The 24,028-nt window shown below is 52.6% G+C and carries 21 protein-coding genes; 15 read left to right on the forward strand and 6 right to left on the reverse strand.

Annotation, left to right across the window (positions count from 1 at the left end; genetic code table 11):
* Window positions 1-282: 282 nt before the first annotated feature.
* Both LOZ86_RS19950 and LOZ86_RS19955 read left to right on the forward strand, forming a co-directional pair.
* Window positions 283-645, forward strand: a complete 363-nt coding sequence (locus LOZ86_RS19950) for a type II toxin-antitoxin system HigB family toxin (protein WP_039482128.1) — start codon at window positions 283-285, stop codon at window positions 643-645.
* A 3-nt stretch (window positions 646-648) separates the two neighbouring features.
* Window positions 649-1,122 (forward strand): helix-turn-helix domain-containing protein, encoded by a 474-nt coding sequence (locus LOZ86_RS19955; protein ID WP_039482130.1) that lies wholly within the window; start codon window positions 649-651, stop codon window positions 1,120-1,122.
* Here the strand turns inward: LOZ86_RS19955 and LOZ86_RS19960 are convergent.
* The 3 genes from LOZ86_RS19960 to LOZ86_RS19970 form a co-directional block, all read right to left on the reverse strand.
* Window positions 1,112-3,829, reverse strand: coding sequence for a CRISPR-associated helicase/endonuclease Cas3 (locus tag LOZ86_RS19960; protein ID WP_052012030.1), 2,718 nt, complete (start codon window positions 3,827-3,829; stop codon window positions 1,112-1,114). The two genes, LOZ86_RS19955 and LOZ86_RS19960, sit on opposite strands and share 11 nt — an antisense overlap.
* Window positions 3,830-3,860: 31 nt before the next feature.
* Window positions 3,861-4,412, reverse strand: a complete 552-nt coding sequence (locus tag LOZ86_RS19965; RefSeq protein ID WP_039482132.1) for a bactofilin family protein — start codon at window positions 4,410-4,412, stop codon at window positions 3,861-3,863.
* Window positions 4,413-4,581: 169 nt separating this feature from the next.
* A complete protein-coding gene (locus LOZ86_RS19970) occupies window positions 4,582-4,770 on the reverse strand; it encodes a hypothetical protein (protein ID WP_039482134.1) in 189 nt (62 codons plus the stop codon).
* Window positions 4,771-5,093: 323 nt separating this feature from the next.
* Between LOZ86_RS19970 and cscK the strand changes: the two genes are divergently transcribed.
* The 5 genes from cscK to LOZ86_RS19995 all read left to right on the forward strand — a co-directional run bounded on the left by cscK (window position 5,094) and on the right by LOZ86_RS19995 (window position 11,660).
* A complete protein-coding gene (gene cscK, locus LOZ86_RS19975; RefSeq protein WP_039482136.1) occupies window positions 5,094-6,017 on the forward strand; it encodes a fructokinase in 924 nt (307 codons plus the stop codon).
* A gap of 198 nt (window positions 6,018-6,215) precedes the next feature.
* A complete protein-coding gene (locus tag LOZ86_RS19980) occupies window positions 6,216-7,751 on the forward strand; it encodes a carbohydrate porin (RefSeq protein ID WP_039462746.1) in 1,536 nt (511 codons plus the stop codon).
* A 79-nt stretch (window positions 7,752-7,830) separates the two neighbouring features.
* Complete coding sequence (locus LOZ86_RS19985; RefSeq protein WP_039482139.1) at window positions 7,831-9,201, forward strand: sucrose-specific PTS transporter subunit IIBC; 1,371 nt, start codon at window positions 7,831-7,833, stop codon at window positions 9,199-9,201.
* Complete coding sequence (locus tag LOZ86_RS19990; protein ID WP_039482141.1) at window positions 9,201-10,610, forward strand: glycoside hydrolase family 32 protein; 1,410 nt, start codon at window positions 9,201-9,203, stop codon at window positions 10,608-10,610. Before LOZ86_RS19985 ends, LOZ86_RS19990 begins: the two co-directional genes overlap by 1 nt.
* A gap of 30 nt (window positions 10,611-10,640) precedes the next feature.
* Window positions 10,641-11,660 (forward strand): LacI family DNA-binding transcriptional regulator, encoded by a 1,020-nt coding sequence (locus tag LOZ86_RS19995; protein WP_039482144.1) that lies wholly within the window; start codon window positions 10,641-10,643, stop codon window positions 11,658-11,660.
* 106 nt (window positions 11,661-11,766) lie between these two features.
* Here LOZ86_RS19995 and exbD read toward each other — a convergent pair whose 3' ends face one another.
* Together exbD and exbB are read right to left on the reverse strand one after the other, a co-directional pair.
* Window positions 11,767-12,192: a TonB system transport protein ExbD gene (gene exbD / locus LOZ86_RS20000; RefSeq protein WP_010280259.1), complete on the reverse strand. Its 426-nt coding sequence runs from the start codon at window positions 12,190-12,192 to the stop codon at window positions 11,767-11,769.
* A 2-nt stretch (window positions 12,193-12,194) separates the two neighbouring features.
* Window positions 12,195-13,205, reverse strand: coding sequence for a tol-pal system-associated acyl-CoA thioesterase (gene exbB, locus LOZ86_RS20005; RefSeq protein WP_230242666.1), 1,011 nt, complete (start codon window positions 13,203-13,205; stop codon window positions 12,195-12,197).
* Between the two features lie 704 nt (window positions 13,206-13,909).
* On the opposite strand from exbB, the gene LOZ86_RS20010 reads away from it, so the two are divergent.
* The 5 genes from LOZ86_RS20010 (at window position 13,910) to LOZ86_RS20030 (ending at window position 19,635) form a co-directional block, all read left to right on the forward strand.
* Entirely contained in the window at window positions 13,910-14,887 is a 978-nt protein-coding gene (locus LOZ86_RS20010) for a TRAP transporter substrate-binding protein (protein WP_039482146.1), read from the forward strand.
* A gap of 238 nt (window positions 14,888-15,125) precedes the next feature.
* Entirely contained in the window at window positions 15,126-15,632 is a 507-nt protein-coding gene (locus LOZ86_RS20015; protein ID WP_230242673.1) for a TRAP transporter small permease, read from the forward strand.
* 15 nt (window positions 15,633-15,647) lie between these two features.
* The gene (locus LOZ86_RS20020) at window positions 15,648-16,940 is read left to right on the forward strand and encodes a TRAP transporter large permease (protein ID WP_039482152.1); all 1,293 of its coding nucleotides are present in this window, start codon (window positions 15,648-15,650) and stop codon (window positions 16,938-16,940) included.
* A 380-nt stretch (window positions 16,941-17,320) separates the two neighbouring features.
* A complete protein-coding gene (gene metC, locus LOZ86_RS20025; RefSeq protein ID WP_039482155.1) occupies window positions 17,321-18,511 on the forward strand; it encodes a cystathionine beta-lyase in 1,191 nt (396 codons plus the stop codon).
* A gap of 464 nt (window positions 18,512-18,975) precedes the next feature.
* Window positions 18,976-19,635, forward strand: a complete 660-nt coding sequence (locus LOZ86_RS20030) for a DedA family protein (protein ID WP_039482158.1) — start codon at window positions 18,976-18,978, stop codon at window positions 19,633-19,635.
* A gap of 29 nt (window positions 19,636-19,664) precedes the next feature.
* Here LOZ86_RS20030 and LOZ86_RS20035 read toward each other — a convergent pair whose 3' ends face one another.
* Window positions 19,665-20,654, reverse strand: a complete 990-nt coding sequence (locus LOZ86_RS20035) for an AraC family transcriptional regulator (RefSeq protein WP_039482161.1) — start codon at window positions 20,652-20,654, stop codon at window positions 19,665-19,667.
* Window positions 20,655-20,886: 232 nt separating this feature from the next.
* Here LOZ86_RS20035 and LOZ86_RS20040 point away from each other — a divergent pair, with 232 nt between their 5' ends.
* From LOZ86_RS20040 to dkgA, 3 genes are all read left to right on the forward strand, one after another.
* Window positions 20,887-21,627: an NADPH-dependent oxidoreductase gene (locus LOZ86_RS20040; protein ID WP_039482164.1), complete on the forward strand. Its 741-nt coding sequence runs from the start codon at window positions 20,887-20,889 to the stop codon at window positions 21,625-21,627.
* 3 nt (window positions 21,628-21,630) lie between these two features.
* The gene (yqhD, locus tag LOZ86_RS20045; RefSeq protein ID WP_039482167.1) at window positions 21,631-22,794 is read left to right on the forward strand and encodes an alcohol dehydrogenase; all 1,164 of its coding nucleotides are present in this window, start codon (window positions 21,631-21,633) and stop codon (window positions 22,792-22,794) included.
* 395 nt (window positions 22,795-23,189) lie between these two features.
* Entirely contained in the window at window positions 23,190-24,017 is an 828-nt protein-coding gene (gene dkgA, locus LOZ86_RS20050) for a 2,5-didehydrogluconate reductase DkgA (RefSeq protein WP_039482169.1), read from the forward strand.
* The last annotated feature ends 11 nt before the right edge of the window (window positions 24,018-24,028 follow it).

Here is a 24,028-nt window from a genome sequence, read left to right on the forward strand (position 1 = left end):
GCGATATAGTTGCCTCGCTGCCGCAAGCCCGACTACTGGGCGTGAGAATCCGAATGACTTCAAAGCGACAACGGACACGTTACGCGTAGCATCAGCCAATCGTTAAGCGATTGTCAGATTCACTCAGCAAGCGCTATTTAATTGGCACAAATCACAGGGAATAGCAGAAAAAGATCTTCTGCAAAAAGAGATATTTTGTATGTTAACAGAGCGCTCTGTGGGGTACCGAATACGCCGTATTTTTGCAATTATCGCAATTTGCGATATTATTAGGGAGCAAGAATGAGAGTCATCTCAGCCAAGGCCATCACCGACGCGATGAAAAAGCATGCGAAATGGAAAGTTGGTTTGAAGTTATGGCTGGATGTTTTTGACAAGCCATCACTGCGGTTTGAATCCTACGAACAGTTATGTCATGTATGGCGAAATACATCTTGCTGGAATGTCGATCGCATACCTTTCGCATTGCTAGAAAACGAAAGCCGCAAAGGACCACTTGATATATATGTATTTGATATTAATGGTAACAGTTGCAGAATCATAGCATGGTTAAACCCTAATACGGGTTCTTTGTATGTGAAAGACGTGTGCTCTCACGCCGAGTACGATAAGTGGTGGAAAGCTCAAACGAAGACAAAAAGGTGAATTATGCGAAATACATCTCTGGGTTCTAACAGTTCTGTAGGAATCAGTGGGCTCATCGAAAATTTACCTCTTCTGCTTCAGGAAGCCTCTGAGCAGCTTAACAGTCTGTCTGTTTTGCTCTCTGCCTGTATGGAACCTATTGAAGACGATAACGATCTTCAGGAAAGAATGGAGTGTATCAATCAACTTTACCTCTACTCTTCTGATGTCAATCATATTCCAGCCACTTTCGCAGAGCTAATCGCAGACAGAGTCTATGAATATGAAAAGAAAAATCGGGATGTACCCCACGTCAGTCAGGCTGAAGCCTTAGCTTTTTTTATTGAAGAAAGAGGGCTGAAACAGTCAGATTTGAAGCAAATTGCAACGCAAAGCGTCATTTCCGACATTATTAACGGTAAGCGAACCATGACATTGCAGCAAGTTAAGGATTTTTCTCGCTATTTTAATGTGCCTATAGAGACATTTATCGACTGAGCATCAGCCCCACCCGCTCGCTATAAAACGCGTGGGTTTCACCCCGATTCAGCAGCAGCACTTCGGCCTGTGGACGGTGTAATTGCTGCTGAAACTGCTCCAGCGCGTCACCTTCCAGTATCGGTAATCCGGTTTTACGCTTCTGCCACAAGCTTAACCGAACCTGCACGCGGCTCTGCTCCCAGGCGAAGGTGTCCGATGTGGCGTAAGGCTGCGGGAGTTCGTCGTCGTTTTCCACTTTCCACGCCAGATACAGATCCAGCGTTTCCTCTCCTATACGAGTGGAGATCTCCACGTCATCATCCCAGCCAGACCCGCTGGATTGAGCACAGTAACCGTGTACCAACGCCAGCGCAGACTGTAGTGCGAAAGAACGCTGGCCGTAGTTTTTCCCCAGAACCGTGCAGGCTATCGCTTCCAAGGCCGGAGGCACCGCGATCTGCTCTTCATACACGCTGTTGATCAGCAGCCGCGCCGCTTCCGGCATTTTTATCGCACCGTGTTCGCGTAATATCGCCTGCGTGCGCCACAGTGCAGCATGATCGGGGTAAACGTAGCCGCTGTTGCGCAGTTCATCGCCCAACCAATCGGCTTCCGCTTCCGGCTGCCAGACCGGTGCCATAATGTGCAGCACCGCCGCCGGGCGTTCATCCGTCAGCGGCGCAGTATCCGTCTCGGTTTTACGACGCCCGTCGAGAAACCGAATATGCCGCTGTAGCCGTCCCGCACGCTGAATCAGCAGATCGATAGGCGCGAGATCGCTAATCATGTTATCAACATCAATATCCAGCGACTGCTCGACAACCTGCGTAGCAATCAGCACCTTGCCAGCACGTTGTTCCGGCGTGCTGTCTTTGCCAAACCACGCCAGCGCCTGTTCCTCAATCGCCATGCGATCGCAAAAGGCAAAACGGCTGTGGAACAGCAACATATTTTCCTCAGCAATACCCGCCTCAATGAGTTGGCGATACACGGCGATGGCATCATCTACCGTATTCCTAATCCAACAGATCGATTGCCCCGCGGCCACGGCAGCCTTCACGCGTTCAATACCCTGCAACCGTTCCGTCAACCAGCTAATCTTGACCTCGCGTCGCACTTCCGCCCGCGTTTCGAGCGCCGTTTCCCGTAGTCCTTCACGCGTTAACTGCGTCATCCACGGATAAGTCGCCTCGGGATCGGGCTGTGCGGCTTCACACGCTATTCCCTGCGCGAACGCCCACGTCAGCTTTTCCCGCAGGCTAAGCGGCAGCGTCGCGGTGAGGATAATAATGCTGCCCCCCTGCTGCGCATGAAAACCAATCAATAGCTCGATCAACTTACTCATGTAGGCGTCATACGCATGTACTTCATCCAGAATCAGCAGCTTGTTTTGTAGCCCCAACACACGCAGCGACTGGTGGCGAAATGGCATCACCGCCATCAGCGCCTGATCGAGCGTACCCACGCCGATATCTGCCAGCAGCGCTTTCTTACGTGAGTCCGCAAACCAGATGTTGCAGTCTTTGCTGGCAGCATTTTCTTCCTTGTCATACTGCGCCTGCCCCTGACTGTCGCCTTCCCACAGCGATTGCATAAAAGCTGATGACATATGCCGCGCCCCGTGCGCCAGCATCAGCGAAGGGTTGTGCTCTGGTGAATATAATGCACGGTAGGCTTCGACAAGCCGCAGATACATCGCATTCGCCGTCGCCATTGTCGGCAGGCCGACATAAATACCGCTCGCTTTTTGCTGCGTCATCAGCCGATGCGCCAGTATCATTGCCGCTTCCGTTTTCCCCGCGCCAGTTACGTCTTCCAGAATGAAAAGTTGCGGCCCGTCAGCGGAGATATCAGCTTCCAATGCTTGCTGTTGCAGCGGCGTTGGCCGTTGGATAAACGGAAAGAGCTGTGGGATAGAATGAAAAGGGGCAGGAGATGGGGTTCGTGGCAAACGCGAGATGACCTTTTCTGCCGTCGGCAGCGCGTGTTCGTGCCAGTAGGTTTCAAGCGGCATCGGCGTGCTGCAATAATGGAAATCTTGCTGGCGTGAACCCAGCCAATCCGCCAGTACGGTCAACCCCGCCAGCGCCCAGCTTTGCTGCTTCAGCCTGTTTCGCCAGCCTTTATCAGCGAAACAGGCTGGGAACGTAGACGCTTCAGGAAAGCACGTTTCTAGATCATGCAGGTAATGTTCTACCGCCAGATAATCATCACGATGAAAAGCCAGGCTGCCGTTGCACGCCGCCGCTGGTTTGCCGTGGTGTCCGGTAACGATATTCAGCCAGATCCCCAGCGTATCTTTCACTACCGAAGTGGGCTTTTTCGTCCCTAAAGGAAATAAACTGGGAATGTCATCACGCATCGTCCATAGCCAGAAGCCCAGATCGTCATGCCTGACCCTCCCAGACTGCCCCGAATGCGGGACTAACGGGGAATCAGGATTAGCATATTTTCCCTGAAAACCACGGGCAAACTTTCCGATATCGTGCCAAGCCAGAAAATACGCAAACCATGCAGCGACATCATCATCGCCAGATGCCAGTTCACGCAGCACATGGTTAGCCTGAAAATAGTTTCCCTTTAATAAGAAATAACCACAGGCCGCCACATCCAAACCGTGATAAGGCAGAAGATGATAATCATCCCCCTCCAGCGCATCCGCCGATCTTTTTGCTTTTCCCCAATACTGGAAATAGCGCCGGTCGATGATGTCTTCCTTGCCCATAGGTTTTACCTGTCAGAATGACCTTACGACCTCACGCTGTTGGCGCATTGCTCGCTAGCGCGACGACGTTCTCTTGCTCTGCGGGGGCTTTGCCGGGTTTCTCTTTTTTCTTTTCCACGTAGGTCAGTTTTTCCTGGCTCTGCGTTGGCGGGGTCAGCGGGTGGGATTGTCCGGTGAAGACGCCGCCTTTTTCGATGGAGAGCTCATCGGTGAAAATGTCGCCGAATACTTTTCCCTGCGCCAGGATGGCTACGACGCTGGCGGCTATGCGTCCTTCTACGCGACCGTTGATGACGATCTGTTGCGATTTCATTTCGCCGTTGATCTGACCGGTGTGCTCCACTTTAATCGTGTTATCACACTGCACATCGCCTTCTACCCGGCCTTCAACGGTAATGTTGCCATCCACGGCCAGAGAGCCCGTCATACGCGCCCCCTGAGAAATGAAGGTGTCTTTTTTCACGCGCACAGGGTTCACTGAATTAATCAACTCGTTCGATGGGCTGATAGCGGGAGCGCTGTTTATTTCACTGCGCTCTTGCGGTTCTTTGGCGTCTTTTTTATTTTTATCAAATGAAAACATCGTGTTATTCCTTTTAACAGTATAGAAAAATACGATCACGGCACCTGAAGCTACAATGGCTGCCACTCCCTGACCGTAATAGTGAAGAGGAAATTCGCTATAAATATCAATTAACCAGACGATAACCAATAAAGCCCATGTCGCCCATATTCCCCAAAGCAGGTTATAATTACGCACGATCGGAACGCCGATTAAATTCAATTTCCAGGGTGGAAATATCAGGAATAGTAATACGAAGCGCTTTACGTCCCCCTTCCAGATAGCGTATGTCGATCTGAACATCAGCACGATCACCGACGTGCTGTTTAACCACCATTTTTAATTCATCCAACATGTCATCCAAGATTTTATGAGCCATGCCATTCTCTCCTTCTTGGTATCTTCCTTGTGACAGCCACGCTGTACTGCCAAACGACATAAAGAGTATCGGGCAAAAGTGTATTTTATTTAGCCCGCACGTTCAAAAACTCGATCTTGTTCACTTTCCTTTTTCTACGCCTTTATGTCAAAAAAACATGATTATCCATACAGTTAACAGGATTCTGTAACCCACTATCTCACCCCTCTGTTCGTCCTTTTTCTGTTAATCATCCAGCGGACGTTTTCATAATGAGATTGCACAGCTAAACCGATTCTTCTATTTTAGCAAACAGTCTAATAATCATTGATAAGAGTAACGTTATGGCAAACAGAATTTGGGTCATGGGCGACGCGGTTGTCGATCTCATCCCGGAAGATACGGAACGCTATCTGAAATGCCCTGGCGGCGCGCCCGCCAATGTGGCGGTCGGCATTGCCAGACTCGGGGGAAACAGCGCCTTTGTGGGTCGCGTCGGCGACGATGTTTTTGGCCATTTTCTAAAAACGGTGCTGGAACAGGAAAGCGTTGATACCCGCTACATGGCACACGACAGGCTCCATCGAACCTCAACCGTGGTCGTGAGCCTCGATGAAACAGGGGAACGCACCTTCACGTTCATGGTTCGCCCGAGTGCCGATCTGTTTTTACAGCCGGAAGACCTGCCGGTGTTCAATCAGAGAGAATGGCTGCACCTCTGTTCCATTGCACTCTCGCAGGAGCCCTCACGCAGTACCGCGTTTGCGGCGATGCAGCAGGTGAAAGCCGCACAGGGATGGATCAGCTTCGACCCGAATATCCGTGACGATCTCTGGCAAAGCGAGCAGGAACTGCGCGACTGTCTGACACAGGCGCTGATGCTGGCCGACGTGGTGAAGCTATCGCGTGAAGAACTGGCCTTTCTCTGCTCAACACCGGATGTTGAAGCGGGGATTCAGCAGTTTATGCAGCGCTACCCTACCCAACTCTTGCTGGTGACGCTGGGTAGCGAAGGCGTCTGGCTGCACGATCGCCACCAGCTACGGCACTTTGCCGCGCCATCGGTGACACCCGTCGATACCACTGGCGCGGGGGATGCCTTCGTCGCCGGTTTACTGCACGGCCTGGCGCAGTATGACGACCTGTCACAGCCGCTAAGCTGGGACCCGATTATCGCGCAGGCGCAGCGGTGCGGTGCACTGGCCACCACGGCAAAAGGCGCGATGACCGCACTCCCCTATGCGCAGCAGTTGCACGCCCTCCCGTAAACAAGCCCTAATCCCCTCGTTTGATACGGTTACCGCCCGGTTTTGTAGTCAGGATCACAGTTACAGAATCGGGCGAGTGAAATGTCTTGCTAACCCTTCTGCTGGCTTTTATTTTCCTCATGAAAAACCGGTTTAGCAATTTAGCTAAACATGAAAAATCCAAAAACAATAAATCTCCTTCACGACGAGAACGAAAAAATGAAGCCAAGCCACCTTGCTGTGACGATAGGATTATTACTTTCCTCCCCGTTTTATGTTTCCGCTGCCAACACCGACAGTATTGAAGCCCGCCTGAACGCAATGGAACAGCGTTTGCAACAGGCTGAAGCCCGTGCTCAGGCCGCCGAAGCCAGAGCTAATGCCGCTGAAAAGCAAACCCAGCAGTTAGCCACCCGCACGACCCAAACCGAACAAAAAACCCAGCAGGTGGAACAGCGTACAACGGCGCTGGCCAAGCAGAAGTCGTTCGCTGATGGATTTGAATTCCACGGCTACGCGCGTTCTGGCTTGTCGATCAATGATTCTGCCACCAGTTCCAAAACCGATATCGGGCCGGGCATGTCCCCTGCCGGTCAGACTGGCGGACATATTGGTCGTTTAGGCAATGAAGACGACACCTACGTCGAGATCAAACTGGAGCACAAACAGAAGCTGGATAACGGCGCAACCACCCGCTTCAAAGTGATGATGGCGGACGGTCAACGCAGCTATAACGATTGGACGGCGGCTACCAGCGACCTGAACATTCGTGAAGCGTTCGTCGAGCTGGGTTCACTGCCAACCTTCACCGGTGCCTTTAAGGACACCACGCTGTGGGCGGGTAAACGTTTCGATCGCGATAACTTCGATATTCACTGGCTGGACAGCGACGTGGTCTTCCTCGCGGGCACCGGCGGCGGGATCTATGACGTGAAATGGGCGGATAGCGCCAAGAGTAACTTCTCGCTGTATGGCCGCAGCCTCGGCGAAATTACCTCGCTGGATAACGACATCAAAAACTACGTCTTTACCGCTAACAACTACGTCGGGCCATTCCAGTTCATGCTGAGCGGATTAACTGCGAAGAACAACGATGTAAAAGAAAACACCGGAACAAGCCGCGATAACACTGTCGTCACCAACACCAACGCGGGCGACAAAGGCTATCACGCGATGGTGGCTTACCACGGCGACAGCTTCTACGGCTTACGCGACGGGACATCGAAAACCGCGATCCTCTACGGTCACGGACTGGGCGGCGAAGTGAAGAACATCGGCGCCGATGGCAACCTGACCAACGATGCCAACACCTGGCGCTTTGCGACCTACGGCACAACGGCGCTGAACAAGACCTGGAGCTTCGCACCGTCCATTCTGGCGCAAACCAGCAAAGACCGTTACGTCAGCGGGGATAGCTACGAATGGGTGACGTTTAATGCGCGCCTGATTCAGGAAATCACCGAAAACTTTGCACTGGCCTATGAAGGCAGCTATCAATACATGGACCTCGATCCGCGCGGTTATCGGAGCCTGAATCAGGTTAGCGGCGGCTTCTACAAGCTGACCTTTGCACCAACGTTCAAGGTCGGCGATATCGGTAACTTCTTTAGCCGCCCTGAGCTGCGCGTGTTTGCCAGCTACATGGACTGGGATAAACGACTGGATAACTACTCCAGTGAAGATACGTTTGGCTCCACCGGCTTTAAAGCAGGCGGCGAATGGAACTTCGGTATCCAGATGGAAACCTGGTTCTGATAATGGCCTAAACTTAGCGTCGATTACGCGCTAATCGACGCCAAAGAAACAGCATATCCTATTGAAAAAGAGGAATAACATGGATATCAACGCTACTGCCGCCGCGCTCATCCCCCTTCTCGGCGGGAAAGAGAACATCGCCAGTGCTGCTCACTGTGCGACTCGTCTGCGTCTGGTGCTGAATGATGACAGCCTGGCTGACAAGAAAGCGATCGAGAACGTCGACGGCGTTAAAGGCTGCTTCCAGAACGCCGGACAAATGCAGATCATTTTCGGCACAGGGCTGGTTAACAAGGTGTATGCCGAGTTCATCAAAGCGGCAGGCATCAGTGAATCGAGCAAATCCGAAGCCGCCTCCATTGCCGCGAAAAAGCTAAACCCGCTGCAACGTCTGGCGCGCCTGTTATCGAACATCTTCGTCCCTATCATGCCGGCGATTATCGCGTCCGGCCTGCTGATGGGGCTGCTCGGTATGATCAAGACCTACGGCTGGGTCGATTCCAGCAGCGCGATCTTTGTCATGCTGGATATGTTCAGCTCCGCTGCATTTATTATCCTGCCTGTTCTGATCGGCTTTACCGCCGCGCGGGAATTCGGCGGTAACCCTTATCTGGGCGCGACACTGGGCGGTATCCTGACGCATCCAGCGTTGACCAACGCCTGGGGCGTCGCCGGTGGTTTCCAGACCATGCACTTCTTCGGTATGGACATCGCCATGATCGGCTATCAGGGCACCGTGTTTCCGGTTCTGCTGGCTGTCTGGTTCATGAGCATCGTGGAAAAACGCCTGCGTAAGGTCGTACCAGACGCACTGGACATCATCATCACGCCGTTCCTGACCGTCATCATTTCCGGCTTTGTCGCCATGCTGCTCATCGGCCCGGCTGGACGTGCGCTGGGCGATGGTATTTCTCTGGTTCTCAGCACATTGATTGCTCACGCAGGATGGATTGCTGGTTTGCTGTTCGGCGGCCTCTACTCCGTTATCGTGATCACTGGCGTCCATCACAGCTTCCATGCCATTGAAGCCGGACTGCTTGGCAACCCGAACATCGGCGTCAACTTCCTGCTGCCGATTTGGGCGATGGCGAACGTGGCGCAGGGCGGCGCGTGTCTGGCGGTATACTTCAAAACGCGTGATGCCAAAACCCGAGCGATTGCCGTTCCTGCCGGGCTTTCCTGTCTGTTAGGCATCACAGAGGCAGCGATATTTGGTATCAACCTGCGCTTCATTAAACCGTTCCTGGCGGCGCTGGCAGGCGGTGCACTCGGTGGCGCATGGGTGGTCTTCAATCACGTCAATATGACGGCCGTCGGGCTGACCGGTTTTCCGGGACTGGCGATTGTGCAAGGGGGCTCGATGCTTAACTACCTGATTGGGATGTTAATTGCGTTCGGTGCCGCCTTTACCACTTCCTTATTGCTGAAATATAAAACGGATAGCGAATAATGAAGGAAGTCCACTTACTAAAGCGCATGGCGCACGCCCTGATGTCAGGCCATTCACGGAAACAGGAAGATCCGTATCGCCCGGAATGGCATCTGTCTCCGAACGTTGGTCTGCTCAACGATCCGAACGGATTTATTCATCACAACGGGCGTTACCATCTGTTTTATCAGTGGAATCCTTTAGCCTGTGCCCACGGAGCGAAATTCTGGGGGCACTGGAGTTCCGCCGATCTGGTGAACTGGACGCATGAACCCGTCGCGCTAGTACCGAGCGAAAGCTATGAAAGCCACGGCTGCTACTCCGGTTCTGCCGTGGTGGATCATGGCGCGATTACGCTGATTTACACTGGTAACGTGAAATACGATGACGGCTCACGCACCGCGTTTCAGTGCCTCGCCCGTGAGAACCCTAACGGTGAATATGACAAGCTGGGAGCGGTTCTGACGCTCCCCGACGGCTACACCGGCCACGTTCGCGATCCCAAAGTATGGCGTCATGACGACCACTGGTACATGGTGCTCGGCGCACAGGATCTCGATCTGCAAGGTAAAGTGTTGCTCTACCGTTCTGCCGATCTGCTGGCGTGGGAAAAGATCGGTGAGATCGCCGGTTCCCGTTTGGGCGGGCTCGGTGATTTTGGCTATATGTGGGAGTGCCCGGACCTGTTCCCGTTGGATGGCAAAGACGTACTGATTTGCTGCCCGCAGGGCGTTCCCACCGAAGAAGAGCGCTACCTGAATACCTTTCAGGCTGGCTATTTCATCGGCTCACTCAATTACGAAAACGGCGCTTACCCGCATCAGGATTTCCACGAACTGGATCTCGGCTTCGAGTTTTACGCTCCACAAACCACGCTGAGTGAAGACGGGCGACGCCTGCTGTTCGGCTGGATGTCTATTCCTGACGACAATGAATTTTTTGAACCGACGATCGAACACGGCTGGATCCATACCATGACCTGCCCGCGTGAACTCACGCTGCATGACGATCGCGTTTATCAACGTCCCGCGCGCGAGTTGCAGCAACTGCGCGGACTGCATTACACCTGGCAGGGTGCCGCAGACTACGCCTCTCCGCTTGACGCGAGCAGCGCGGAAATCCTCATCACCGTTCAGGGGGAATTCCAGCTCAACCTCGCTTCCCAGTTGGTTCTTTGTTGGGACGGTGAACGCGTCACGCTGAGCCGCCGTAACCGTCGCACCGGCGAGCCCGAGCATCGCTACTGGCGCGGCGACCTGAGCCAGTTGCAGATCCTGTGCGATCGTTCCAGCGTTGAAGTTTTTATCAACGACGGCGAAGCCGTGATGTCTGCACGCTATTTCCCAGAAAGCGAGGCAGTCATCACGTTCAGCGGCTCTGGGCGATTAACGCTACAGCACTGGCTGTTAGCGCCATGCGTGATAGAATAACTTTCCTTTTTTCTGATAGCAGACCTCGCGGTGAAACCGACTAAACGCATAACAATCAGTGACATCGCCGCGCTGGCCGGTGTATCAAAATCCACCGCCAGTCTGGTACTCAACGGACGTAGCAAAGAGTTTCGCGTTTCTGATGAAACCCGCGACCGCATTTTAGCCGTCGCGCACGAACAACGTTATCAACCCAGTATTCACGCCCGTTCGCTGCGTTCCTCACGCAGCAACACGCTGGGGCTGGTGGTGCCAGAAATGACCAACTACGGCTTTGCCGTGATTTCCCGCGAGTTGGAAATGCTGTGCCGTGAAGCGGGGCTACAACTGCTGATTGCCTGCACAGACGAAAACGCCAGTCAGGAGATGATGGCGGTCAACAGTCTGGTGCAGCGTCAGGTCGATGGCCTGATTGTCGCTTCCAGTCTGTTAAGCGATATCGAATATCAGAAAATTAATCAGCAGTTGCCCGTCGTACAATTTGACCGGGTAATTGGTGACTCCACACTGCCGATGGTCATTTCCGAAGCGGTAGAATCCACGGCGGAAATGGTCGAGCGTATTGCCCGCCAGCATCGTGATGAGTTCTATTTCCTCGGCGGCCAGCCGCGAATTTCCCCGACGCGCCACCGTCTGGAAGGTTTCCAACTTGGGCTGGCACGTGCAGGTATCGACTGCAAGCCGGAGTGGATTCTTCACGGCAGCTATCACCCCAGCGCGGGTTATGAAATGTTTGCCCAGCTGTGTGCAACGCTGGGTCGTCCGCCAAAAGCGCTATTTGTTGCCGCCTGTGGCCTGATGGAAGGCGTGCTGCGTTATATGAACCAGCATAACCTGATGGAAAGCGGCATCCGTCTGTGCTGTTTTGACGATCACTATCTGTTTGATTGCTTACCGCTGAAGATCGATACCGTGGCGCAGGATTGTGAGAATCTGGCACGTAACAGCTTTGAAATGATTACGAGTTTAATTGCGCAGCAGCCACTTGAAGAAGATCGACGCTATATCCCGACGCGTATTCACTGGCGCCATCCTGAGTCACGGGCGTAGGCCAAAGCGCCCTGCCATCATCTGGACGTAAATCTGTAGACATAAAAAAAGGAACGCGGTTTGAACGTTCACCCCGCATTCCTTCTTACAACACAACCGCCAGCAGTTATTTAGCGGCAGCGGTTTCCGCACCAACCAAACCCACCTTAAGGTAGCCCGCTTTACGCAGTGAATCCATCACGCTCATGATGGTTTCATAATCGACGCTTTTATCGGCCTGAAAGAAGATGGTCGTTTCTTTGTTGGCGCTGGTTTTCGCATCCAGCACCTGCGCTAGCGACTGCTCACTAACCACCTCTTCTCCCAGGAACATTTGCTTATCCGCTTTTACTGTCAGGTAGAGCGGTTTTTCCGGTCGCGGCTGCGGTGCTGCCGATGACGCGGGCAGATCGACACGAATGTCCACCGTCGCCAGCGGGGCCGCTACCATGAAGATAATCAGCAGAACCAGCATGACGTCAATGAACGGCGTGACGTTAATGTCATGCATTTCACCGTCATCACTCACGTCCTCCTTCAAATGCATCGCCATGATTAACCCACCCGCAGTTTATGCGCTGCTGAAGACGCCCGGTTATCGTTGCTGGCAGCCACATCGAGATCGCGACTTTGCAGCAGCAGTACTTGTGCAGCGACATCGCCGACCATCGCTTTGTAGCCAGCAATCGAGCGCGCAAAGACGTTATAGATGACCACCGCAGGAATCGCAGCAACCAGACCAATCGCCGTCGCCAGCAAAGCTTCTGCGATCCCCGGTGCGACCACCGCCAAGTTGGTGGTTTGCGTCTGTGCGATACCGATGAAGCTGTTCATGATGCCCCAGACCGTACCAAACAACCCCACGAACGGTGCAACCGCGCCGACCGTGGCCAGATAGCCGTTGCCACGCCCCATGTGGCGCCCGGTAGCCGCCACGCGACGTTCCAGACGAAACGCGGTGCGCTCTTTAATTCCGTTGTTGTCATCGGAACGTGCGGAAAGCTCCAGTTCGTTCTGCGCATCGACCAGCAGTTGCTGTGCAACGCTGCCTGCTTTGAACGCGTCCGCCGTTTCCAGCGCGTCGTCCAACGTTTTCGCCTGTTCCAACGCCAGATACTCACGGCGCAGGCGACGTTTCGCGCCAGACATCTCAACGCTTTTACTGAAGAAGATCGCCCAGGTAATTACAGAGGCCAGCAGCAAACCGATCATTACCGTTTTCACCACGGCATCCGCGTGCTGGTACATACCCCAGACGGACAAATCGGTTTTCATCAGGTTATTGGTGCCCGGTGCCGCACTGGCAGGCAGCGTGAGTGCTGATGTCGGGGCTTGTGCATCGGTCGTCACAGGAGCGGAAGGCGACGCAGCAGCAGGCTGTGCGGCTGGTGCTGCATTCTGTGTCGACAACGGCGTCGTTGCCGGAGCCGCAAACGCATTTCCACTTAGTCCCGCCGTACACAGCAGGATAACCAGCACGCTACGGGAAAATGCGCTGAACGCGCCACGTTTTTTTTGCCAGGTTGATAACACCTGTTGAGTTGTATTACTGACAGCCGTCTTCACGCTGTGCCTCCACCATTCGTTCTGTACAATCATCTGTTCTGTACAATCATCTGTTCTGTACAATATCCGCACATATTCGCAGGTATAATGCCGCAATAACGCAGCCTGAAATAATACCAAACCCTGAACGAATTGATAGTCGTTCTCATTATTATTTACATCAGATAACGCACTTTCCTTGCGTTTTGACAGGATTTCAGAGGGTATTGCTCGCACACTGGCAGGAAAAGCATAAGAACGACAAGAAAAGTAGCATTCAGGAATATATCAGGCAGGGGATCCCCACTAAAAAACGGTGCGATATCCAAGATTTTTATGATCGGCTTTTGTGATCAACATTAAGTTATCACACCATTTCATGATGGCTGGCGATAAGTTTACCGAAATAAATAGATACATATGCACATAATAAGATAAATAAAAACACCAAGTTACGTATATTCCTATAAGTCAAATAGGAATAAATTCCATATAAAACAGCATTTCATATTAGCTTTTTCTTTTGTGACACGAGTCATTCTACGAAGTTGTATAATAGGTTAGCTTAACTCGCAGAGAATACTGACACACGCCACAATAATACGTAATAGGCGGTCGTCTTCTCATCATTAAACCCATTCTTCATTACGCTATTTTTCATGGGTTTATATTTTAAAATCACCATTTGATTATCGATAATGTCACCCACCTCTGGAGATAATTCAATGAAGCTGTCGAAAACATTGATCGGCGTTTGTCTGGGTTCTACTGCGCTCCTGATGAGCCAAGCGATTCAGGCACAACAAATTAAAGCCTCTGATGTTCACCCTGAAGGATATCCTAATGTCGTCGCCGTTCAGAAAATGGGAGAAAAATTAAAAGCCGCCACAAATGGCAGGCTGGAAATTAAAACCTTCCCCGGCGGGGTATTGGGTGATGAAAAACAAATGATTGAGCAGGCACAGCTCGGCGCGATTGATATTATCCGTGTATCAATGACGCCTGTTGCCGCTATTTTACCGGAAATAGAAGTCTTCACGCTGCCCTATATTTTCCGTGATGAAGATCATCTGCATAAAGTGCTGGATGGAAAAATCGGTCAGGAAATTGGTGACAAGATTACTCATAGCAGTAAATCAAAATTGATTTTTCTGGGCTGGATGGACGCGGGAACGCGTAACTTAATCACCAAACAACCGGTGGTGAAACCAGAAGACCTCAAGGGCATGAAAATTCGCGTACAGGGTAGCCCGGTCGCACTGGCAACGCTAAAAGCGATGGGGGCCAACTCGATTGCCATGGGCGTCAGCGAAGTCTTCAGCGGTATGCAAACCGGCGTGATTGACGGCACCGAAAATAACCCACCAACGTTTGTCGCACACAACTACCTGCCTGTCGTGAAAAACTATACCTGGAGCCGCCACTTCATTATTCCTGAGCTGTTCCTGTATTCCAAAACCAAATGGGACAAACTTTCTAAAGAGGATCAGGATCTTATCCTGAAACTGGCGAAAGAAGCGCAACAAGAACAGCGCGTGCTGTGGAATGAATATACTCAGCAATCTCTGGATAAAATGAAAGCCGGTGGCGTTCAGTTCCATGAAATTGATACCGAGTACTATTTCAAAGCCACGCAGCCCGTCCGCGATCAGTTTGGTGCCAAATATCAGGATCTGATTAAAGCCGTCGCTGACGTCCAATAATCAGTACCTCATCTCAGCGGATAAATAGCCTGCTATTTATCCGCCACCATTAATATACCCTAAATAATTCGAGTTTCAGGAAGGCGGCAAGAGAGTGAATCCCGATGAGCTTACTCAGGTAAGTGATTCGGGTGAGTGAACGCAGCCAACGCACATGCAACTTGAATGATGACGGGATAACCTGATATCAACAACGATCCTTTGCTTATCACCCAGCGAAGTGAGTATAGGTGGACAAATGGCACAGTCTTATCTTTCCAGCATGGATGTACTCTATCGTATTGCCATGTGGGTTTCTGGTCTGGCGTTATTAATTATGACGCTTGTTATTCCTGTCGGCATATTCGCACGCTATGTCTTAAATGCCGCATTATCCTGGCCAGAACCCATTTCTATTATTTGTATGGTGACGTTTACTTTTGTCGGCGCCGCAGTCAGTTACCGTTCCAACTCACATATTGCCGTCAGTATGTTGACCGACAGATTGCCAGAGGCCGGTAAGAAGGTTTGCGTTCATCTGGCGAATCTCCTGATGCTGTTAATCAGCCTGTTTATTCTCTATTACAGCACCGTGCTCTGCATGGACTTATGGGAACAGCCCGTCGCGGAGTTTCCATTATTAACCGCAGGTGAAAGTTATTTGCCGCTGCCTATTGGCTCATTAATCACCGTGCTGTTCATCATCGAAAAAATGTTCTTCGGCCCGCAGGATAAACGCCCTGTGGTAATGCTTGGCAGTGCTTAATTCGGAGCCAATACCATGGATGCATTTATTCTTATTGCCACACTGGCCGTGCTGCTGGCGGTCGGCGTTCCCGTCGCCTACGCGGTAGGGCTGAGCGCGATTGCTGGCGCGTTCTGGATCGATCTGCCGCTTGAGGCCGTCATGATTCAGATTACCAACGGCGTGAACAAATTTTCGCTGCTCGCCATTCCCTTCTTTATTCTGGCTGGTGCCATTATGGCCGAAGGCGGCATCGCCCGTCGGCTGGTCAGCTTCGCGTATATTTTTGTCGGCTTTATCCGCGGCGGCTTATCGCTGGTTAACATCGTCGCCTCGACGTTTTTTGGTGCGATATCCGGCTCTTCCGTGGCAGACACCGCCTCTATCGGTTCGGTGATGATCCCAGAAATGGAGAAGAAAGGTTATCCGCGCGACTTCTCCGCCGCCGTCACCGCCAGCGGCTCTGTGCAGGCAATTTTGACACCGCCGAGCCACAACTCCGTGATCTACTCGCTGGCAACCGGCGGTACGGTTTCTATTGCTTCGCTGTTCATTGCGGGGATCCTGCCTGGCCTGCTGCTCAGCCTAACGCTGATGGTGATGTGCGTCGGCTTCGCACATCGTCGGGGCTATCCAAAAGGCGAACGCGTACCGTTCCGTCAGGCGCTGAAAATCTTTGTCGATACCCTGTGGGGATTGATGACGGTGGTCATCATCATGGGCGGGATTCTGTCCGGCATTTTCACCGCAACTGAGTCTGCGGCCATCGCCTGCCTATGGTCCTTCTTCGTGACCATGTTTATCTACAAAGACTATAAGTGGTCAGAGCTGCCCAAGCTGATGTACCGCACGGTAAAAACCGTCACGATCGTGATGATCCTGATCGGCTTCGCCGCCGCGTTCGGTGCCATCATGACCTACATGCAGCTGCCGAGCCGCATTACCGAGTTTTTCACCTCCATTTCGGATAACAAGTACGTCATCCTGATGTGGATTAACATCATGCTGCTGCTACTTGGCACGCTGATGGACATGGCACCGCTGATCCTGATCCTGACTCCCGTTTTGCTGCCCGTCGCCCTCTCGCTCGGCATCGATCCAGTGCATTTCGGCATGATCATGCTGGTGAACCTTGGGATCGGCCTGATTACACCGCCGGTGGGGTCGGTGCTTTTCGTCGCCAGTGCGGTGAGTAAGCAGAAGATAGAACAGGTGGTTAAAGCGATGCTGCCCTTCTACTGCGCGCTCTTCTTTGTGCTGATGCTGGTCACCTATATTCCAGCTATCTCGCTCTGGCTGCCTAAGTTCTTTGGCGTCCATACGGGTTAACACGCTCCAATTGCACTAATGTTGGTAACTTAAGTATGTATTTAGGGGGAAACACGGTGATGAGGTTCCCGCAGGGATGCCTCGCACCGTGGTAACCCCCGGTATCTCGATCTTTAAACGATCGGCATTGCGCTATGTTTTTTGGATTGTCGCGAATAACATGGCGCTTCTTGCGTTCTTCCTGAAATGTTTTCATCTACATCCCATCTTATCCTACTTAAGCCCACACGCCGTCCAAGCCGTGATAACGTAGACCTCATCAATCGAACGCTTATAAATCCAATCATGCCCCGCCCCACCATTCCCTCCGCGTTCGCCGTTGGGAATCGTCGGCGTAGTGAGTCATCCGGCAGAACTGAACAGAAAAGGTGATAGTGGTTATGACAAGCAAAAAAACGGCAACAGCGTTAGTCGCCGCAGGACGCAGCAAGAAATTCACCCACGGCTCCGTCAACCCTGTTATTCAGCGCGCGTCCTCTCTGGTATTCGATACCGTGCAGGATAAAAAAAACGCCACGATTAACCGAGCAAAGGGGGCGCTGTTCTATGGTCGCCGCGGTACGCTGACCCACTTTTCGCTGCAGGAAGCGATGGTTGAACTGGAAGGCGGCGCGGGCTGCGTGTTGTACCCGTGCGGTGCAGCAGCTATCTCTAACGCCATTCTTTCTTTCGTCTCAGCAGGCGATCATGTGCTGGTGACCGGTTCGGCCTATGAACCCACGCAGGATTTCTGTAATAAAGTCCTCAGCAAGATGAACGTCAGCACCACCTACTTTAACCCGCTGATCGGTGCCGATATTGCCGAGCTGATCCAGCCTAATACCAAAGTGGTCTTTCTCGAATCGCCCGGATCCATCACGATGGAAGTACACGATGTACCAGCCATCGTACAAGCCGTGCGCCGCATCAACCCCGACATTATTATCATGATTGATAATACCTGGGCGGCAGGCATTTTATTCAGAGCATTCGACTTTGATATTGATATCTCCATTCAGTCTGCCACCAAATATATCGTTGGCCATTCCGATGCCATGATAGGCACAGCGGTCGCTAATGAACGCTGCTGGGCACAGCTGCGTGAACACTCTTACCTGATGGGACAAATGGTTGATGCCGATACCGCCTATGTCGCCAGCCGTGGCCTGCGCACATTGGGCGTTAGACTCAAACAGCATCAGGAAAGCAGCATCCGCATTGCGAAATGGCTGTCGGAGCAACCCGAAGTCGCGGTGGTTAACCACCCTGCTTTACCAGAATGCAAAGGGCATGAATTCTACGTACGCGACTTTAAGGGCTGCAACGGCTTGTTCTCCTTCGTGTTGAAAGAGAAATTGAGCAAAGAAGCATTGGCGCACTATCTGGACAATTTTGAGCACTTCAGCATGGCGTACTCCTGGGGCGGCTTTGAGTCGCTGATCCTGGCGAATCAGCCGGAAGATCTGGCCGCCATCCGCCCTGCTGGCGGCGTGGATTTTACCGGCACTCTTATTCGGTTACATATTGGACTTGAAGACAGTGACGATCTGATCGACGATCTGGCCGCGGGTTTCAGCAGGCTGAGCGCTTAGTCTGGCAAGGTCTCAGCGAGTTCAGCTTCGCCAAACGACAGGAAACAAAATATATACCCTAAATAATTCGAGTTGCAGGAAGGCGGCAAGAGAGAGAATCCCGATGAGCTTACTCAGGTAAGTGATTCGGGTGAATGAACGTAGCCAACGCACATGCGGCTTGAAGTATGACGGGTATGGCAGGAAACAAAATATAGGAAGTGTGACGGCCATAAAACCGCCGCGTCTTGATTTCCCCTGCGGCGCGCTGGGGAATGCGTTATGATAATAATGAGTCAACGCTTACCAAAAAACGGCGTTACCTTAACAAAAATTAAGCATTAAGCCCTGTCGCATTCTCATTATGCGGCAAGGCGTTTTGCCCATACCGATTTTAGGGCTTGATAAGCAGTAGATTTCAGGTAGCCCAGCGTCCCACGCCGCAGCCTGAGAGATAGTGAATATCGTCACTGGCGGGAAGTAATATGAGTGTGGTTCACGACATTATTCAGGCGCTCTGGCAGCAGGATTTTAGTGCACTGGCCGATCCCCACGTTGTTTGGGTGGTTTACGGCATTCTGTTCACGACACTGTTTCTGGAGAACGGCCTGCTCCCTGCCTCTTTTCTGCCCGGCGATAGCCTGTTGCTGCTCACTGGCGCCATGATTGCCAAAGGCGTAATGAGCTTTTTCCCTACCATGATTCTGCTCACCATCGCCGCCAGCCTGGGTTGCTGGCTCAGCTACCTTCAAGGGCGCTGGCTGAGTGATACGCGCTTGGTAAAAGGCTGGCTGTTGCAGCTTCCCGCCCATTACCACCAGCGTGCTCATAACTTGTTCCACCGCCACGGCCTGATGGCGCTGCTGGTTGGCCGCTTTTTAGCGTTTATCCGCACGCTGCTGCCAACGATGGCGGGCATTTCCGGGTTAAACAATACGCGCTTTCAGATTTTCAACTGGCTCAGTGGGCTGCTGTGGGTCGGGGGGATTGTCACGCTCGGCTATGCGCTCAGCCACATTCCACTGGTCAAACGCTATGAAGATCAGGTGATGACCGCACTGATCCTGCTCCCGATTATTTTGCTGGTTAGCGGCCTGATCGGCATGGCTGTCATGGTGTGGCGCAAAAAACGTGCGGTCGCCTAGTCAGGCAACGGCACGCTTTCTTCACGTCTTCAGCTTTCCTCAACCGCCAGGTTACTGGCCTTTACTCTCGTGACTTCACCGCTCGGCGTCGCGCCGAAATAGCGCTTAAATTCCCGGCTAAACTGCGACACGCTCTCATACCCGACGCGAGCCGCCGCAACGCCCGCTCTCAGCCCCTCGCTGATCATCAGCACACGCGCTTTATGCAAACGATAGGATTTCAGGTACTGCAACGGTGATGTGTTGGTGACGGCTTTGAAGTTATGATGAAACGCCGAGACGCTCATGTTCACCTCAGCCGCCAGCTGTTCCACATTCAGGCTATCGGCATAGTGGTTTTCAATACGTCGCAGAGATTTGGCTATCTGGCTGAAGTGCGTATGCCGATTCACCAGCGCCTGTAACGCCGCACCGCGTTCGCCACAAAGCATATGATAGATAATCTCGCGCACAATCGCTGGGCCCAGCACGCGGGCATCACGCGGGTTATTCATCGCATCCAGCAGCCGTTCAACGGCACACAGAATCTCATCGGTCAACGGCACGCTGTTCACTCCACACGTGCAGGAACAGGGGCGGATCGCACTGTCATCATCACCGATATCGATCAGCAAATCCTGAAGCATCTGGATATCAATACGGATCGCCATCCCCACCAGCGGGTGTTCAACGCTGGCTATCGTTTCGCATTCGAACGGCAGCGGCACGGTCATCAACAGGTAGTTTTCCGGGTCATACTGGAACGTTTTCCCGCCCAGATAACCAATCTTTTGACCCTGAAAAATGATGACGATCGTCGGCTCATACATCACCGGCACACGAGGATGGTGCTGTTCCGTATACAGAATTCTGACCTGCGGCACGAGTGAAGGCGTAGCCCAGCTTTTGGTTGAACAGCGTATCGCCTGCTGCACAATACGCTGCCGCACCGTCTGTTCTGCCTGTTGCTGTGCTGTTGGTTCCTGAACAAGCCGATCGCCTTGGCTTGCCGTCGACATGCCTTGGCTGTCCGTCAACATGCATTGGGTTTGCGTCAAAATAGTGTTCTCTCGCTACGGGTTCGCTTTTCCTGTCCGAAGCTTCTCTCCTGACAGAAGAAACAAAATGACATATCTGCGAACTATTATCACCCTTTTCTCCTATATTTTGGAGAAATAGGCAATAACCAAACAGAAATGTGCATTGAACGTCTTACGTAGGTTGATGACAATACTGAGCATACCGCCATCCTCTCATCCCACGGGAAAAGACATGAATAAAACGATTGAGCTGTTCACCTCACACCGCAGTGAACGTAGCTATCTTGATAAAGCGATTCCCGATGATGTGCTGGATGCCATTATTCAGTCCGCACATCTGGCACCGACGTCCGTGAACTCTCAGCAGGTCTCGCTTATCGTCACCCGCGACCCGGAACGCAAAGCACGCATTGCCGAATTGGCTGGCGGCCAGCCGTGGATTGCTCAGGCACCGGTCTTCATTACCGTGGTGCTGGATATGCATAAAACGCAGGTCGGGATTGCCATGAGCGACAAACAGCAGCACGCCCATGAAAGCCTCGAAAGCCTGATTTCTGGCACAACGGATGTCGGTGTCGCGCTCGGCACGCTGATGGCTGCCGCACGCTCGTTTGGGCTGGGCATCGTCCCAATTGGCGGTATTCGTCGCGAACCACAGGCGATGATCGACTTTCTGGAACTGCCTGAACTGACGTTCCCCGTTGCAGGCGTCGCCATCGGCTATGTGGACACCCCCGCGCATCAGAAACCGCGCCTGCCGCTGAATTCCTTCCGCCATGATGAAACCTATCACCAGGACGTTCTGCCTGCAGCGATTGAGCAATATAACCAAACGCTGGTGGCACACTGGCAGCAAACCAGCCGCACAGACGGCGACAACTGGGGTGATAACACCGCCAGCTACTATCAGCACATTTATTTCCCGAAAGTCTTACCCGCGATCCTCCAACAGGGCTTTAAACTGGACAAATAACCTATGCTAAATTTCACACTCCATACCCCTACCAAGATTTTGTTTGGCGAAGGCCAGATTGCTGAATTAGGCAAAGAAATTCCTGCCGATGCCCGTATTCTCATCACCTACGGCGGCGGCAGCGTGAAGCACAATGGCGTGCTGGATCAGGTCTATCGCGCCTTAGAAGGCCGCAATGTCCGTGAGTTTTCCGGCATTGAACCGAACCCGACTTACGAAACGCTGATGAAAGCCGTCGAGGTTGTCCGAGCGGAGAAGATTGACTTCCTGCTGGCAGTTGGCGGTGGCTCTGTGGTTGATGGCACGAAATTTATCGCTGCCGCCGCAGACTATCAGGCAGCACAAGACCCGTGGCATATTCTGCAAACCGGTGGCGCGGAAATCGATCGCGGCGTTGCGATGGCGGCTGTGCTCACCCTGCCAGCGACCGGTTCGGAATCCAACAACGGCGCGGTTATCACTCGGAAATCGACCAACGATAAGCTCGCTTTCCGCTCACGCCACACGCAGCCGCTTTTCGCCGTGCTCGATCCGGTCGTGACGTACACCCTGCCCGCTCGCCAGATCGCGAACGGTGTGGTCGATGCCTTCGTTCACACCGTTGAGCAATACCTGACGTATTCCGTGGATGCCAAAGTACAGGACCGTTTTGCGGAAGGTTTACTGCTGACGCTGGTTGAAGAAGGCCCGCGCGCACTGGCTGAACCGGAGAACTACAAGGTCAGAGCCAATGTGATGTGGAGCGCCACCATGGCGTTGAACGGCCTGATTGGCGCAGGCGTGCCGCAGGACTGGTCAACCCACATGCTGGGGCACGAATTAACGGCGCTGCACGGCCTCGACCATGCTCAGACGCTGGCTATCGTTCTGCCCGCCATGCTGACGGCAAGAAAAGCCCAGAAGCGCGACAAACTGCTGCAATACGCTGAGCGCGTCTGGAACCTGCGTGACGGTAGCGAAGATCAGCGCATCGACGGCGCGATTGCCGCTACACGTGACTTCTTCGAGACAATGGGCGTACCGACCCGCCTGTCTGACTATCAGTTGGATGGCAGTTCCATTCCGACGCTGGTTGCCAAACTCAGCGAGCACGGCCTGACTGCGCTGGGCGAGCATCGCGACATCACGCTGGAAGAAAGCCAGAAGATTTACGAGGCAGCACGTTAAGCGCCTCTGACCCAAATCATTCGAGTGACAGGAGAAAACGCTATCGTTTAAATCATATCTATACTCTAAATAATTCAAGTTTCAGGAAGGCGGCAAGCGAGGGAATCCCGATGAGCTTACTCAAGTAAGTGATTCGGGTGAGTGAACGCAGCCAACGCACATGCAACTTGAAGTATGACGAGTATATACCCTCAATGCTGTGTCTGTTAAAGGGAGCCAATCGGCTCCCTTTATCATCATGCAATGTATAGCCGACGAATTTTTCTACTAGAATGAAATCATATGCCTGTTCCTGCGAGGGATCACGTGGCCCTATGCCCGTGATATGAACAGGTCGCCCATCCAGTTAACCCTATGATACTTTTATGGATTAACGGATATAAAAGGAGAATGAGATGACGCAACCGAAAGTTAAGCTGGCGGACGGCAATATCATGCCCCAGTTGGGCCTTGGTGTCTGGCGAGCAAGCAGTGAGGACACGGTGATCGCCGTGACTGAAGCATTGTCCATCGGTTATCGGGCGATCGATACCGCCGCGATTTATAAGAACGAGGAGGCCGTTGGTCAGGCACTGAGTTCCGCGAACCTGCCGCGTGAAGAGGTGTTCATCACCACTAAGCTCTGGAATGGCGATCACACCGATCCCCAAAAAGCACTAGAAAAGAGCCTGAGAAAACTTCGGTTAGATTATATCGATCTCTATCTGATTCACTGGCCACTCCCGCAACAGAACACCTTCGTGGATGCCTGGCGCGGACTCATCAAACTCCAGGAACAGGGTCTGGCGAAAAGTATCGGCGTCAGTAATTTCCATATTCACCATTTACAGCGGCTAAAAGAAGAAACAGGCGTATTGCCGGTCATCGATCAGGTCGAGCTACACCCTCTTCTTCAGCAAAGACAGCTCCACGCCTGGAATGCTACCCACCATATCCAGACAGAATCCTGGAGCCCGCTGGCGCAGGGCGGCGAAGGCGTCTTCGACCATCCGATTATCCGTAAATTGGCGACAAAATACGGCAAAACGCCGGCACAGATCGTGATCCGCTGGCATCTGGACAGTGGGCTAGTGGTGATTCCTAAATCGGTCACGCCGTCGCGTATCAAGGAAAACTTCGAGGTGTTTGATTTCCGTCTGGATAAAGACGAGCTCAGTGAAATTGCCAAGCTGGACTGCGGGAAACGTCTGGGATCAGACCCTGACGAACCGAGAAACGACTAATCCACCTTCGA

This window comes from Pectobacterium parvum (assembly GCF_020971565.1).
GTDB classification, from domain to species: Bacteria; Pseudomonadota; Gammaproteobacteria; order Enterobacterales; family Enterobacteriaceae; genus Pectobacterium; species Pectobacterium polare.

Coding starts and splice junctions, on each gene's coding strand:
- LOZ86_RS20015 (WP_230242673.1), top strand. CDS start 15,126: ATGGCACAGTCTTATCTTTCCAGCATGGATGTACTCTATCGTATTGCC.
- yqhD (WP_039482167.1), top strand. CDS start 21,631: ATGCTAAATTTCACACTCCATACCCCTACCAAGATTTTGTTTGGCGAA.
- LOZ86_RS19970 (WP_039482134.1), bottom strand. CDS start 4,770: ATGGCTCATAAAATCTTGGATGACATGTTGGATGAATTAAAAATGGTG.
- LOZ86_RS20040 (WP_039482164.1), top strand. CDS start 20,887: ATGAATAAAACGATTGAGCTGTTCACCTCACACCGCAGTGAACGTAGC.
- LOZ86_RS19980 (WP_039462746.1), top strand. CDS start 6,216: ATGAAGCCAAGCCACCTTGCTGTGACGATAGGATTATTACTTTCCTCC.
- LOZ86_RS20020 (WP_039482152.1), top strand. CDS start 15,648: ATGGATGCATTTATTCTTATTGCCACACTGGCCGTGCTGCTGGCGGTC.
- cscK (WP_039482136.1), top strand. CDS start 5,094: ATGGCAAACAGAATTTGGGTCATGGGCGACGCGGTTGTCGATCTCATC.
- dkgA (WP_039482169.1), top strand. CDS start 23,190: ATGACGCAACCGAAAGTTAAGCTGGCGGACGGCAATATCATGCCCCAG.
- LOZ86_RS20030 (WP_039482158.1), top strand. CDS start 18,976: ATGAGTGTGGTTCACGACATTATTCAGGCGCTCTGGCAGCAGGATTTT.
- LOZ86_RS19955 (WP_039482130.1), top strand. CDS start 649: ATGCGAAATACATCTCTGGGTTCTAACAGTTCTGTAGGAATCAGTGGG.
- LOZ86_RS19950 (WP_039482128.1), top strand. CDS start 283: ATGAGAGTCATCTCAGCCAAGGCCATCACCGACGCGATGAAAAAGCAT.
- exbD (WP_010280259.1), bottom strand. CDS start 12,192: ATGGCGATGCATTTGAAGGAGGACGTGAGTGATGACGGTGAAATGCAT.
- LOZ86_RS20035 (WP_039482161.1), bottom strand. CDS start 20,654: ATGTTGACGGACAGCCAAGGCATGTCGACGGCAAGCCAAGGCGATCGG.
- LOZ86_RS20010 (WP_039482146.1), top strand. CDS start 13,910: ATGAAGCTGTCGAAAACATTGATCGGCGTTTGTCTGGGTTCTACTGCG.
- LOZ86_RS19960 (WP_052012030.1), bottom strand. CDS start 3,829: ATGGGCAAGGAAGACATCATCGACCGGCGCTATTTCCAGTATTGGGGA.
- LOZ86_RS19985 (WP_039482139.1), top strand. CDS start 7,831: ATGGATATCAACGCTACTGCCGCCGCGCTCATCCCCCTTCTCGGCGGG.
- metC (WP_039482155.1), top strand. CDS start 17,321: ATGACAAGCAAAAAAACGGCAACAGCGTTAGTCGCCGCAGGACGCAGC.
- LOZ86_RS19965 (WP_039482132.1), bottom strand. CDS start 4,412: ATGTTTTCATTTGATAAAAATAAAAAAGACGCCAAAGAACCGCAAGAG.
- LOZ86_RS19990 (WP_039482141.1), top strand. CDS start 9,201: ATGAAGGAAGTCCACTTACTAAAGCGCATGGCGCACGCCCTGATGTCA.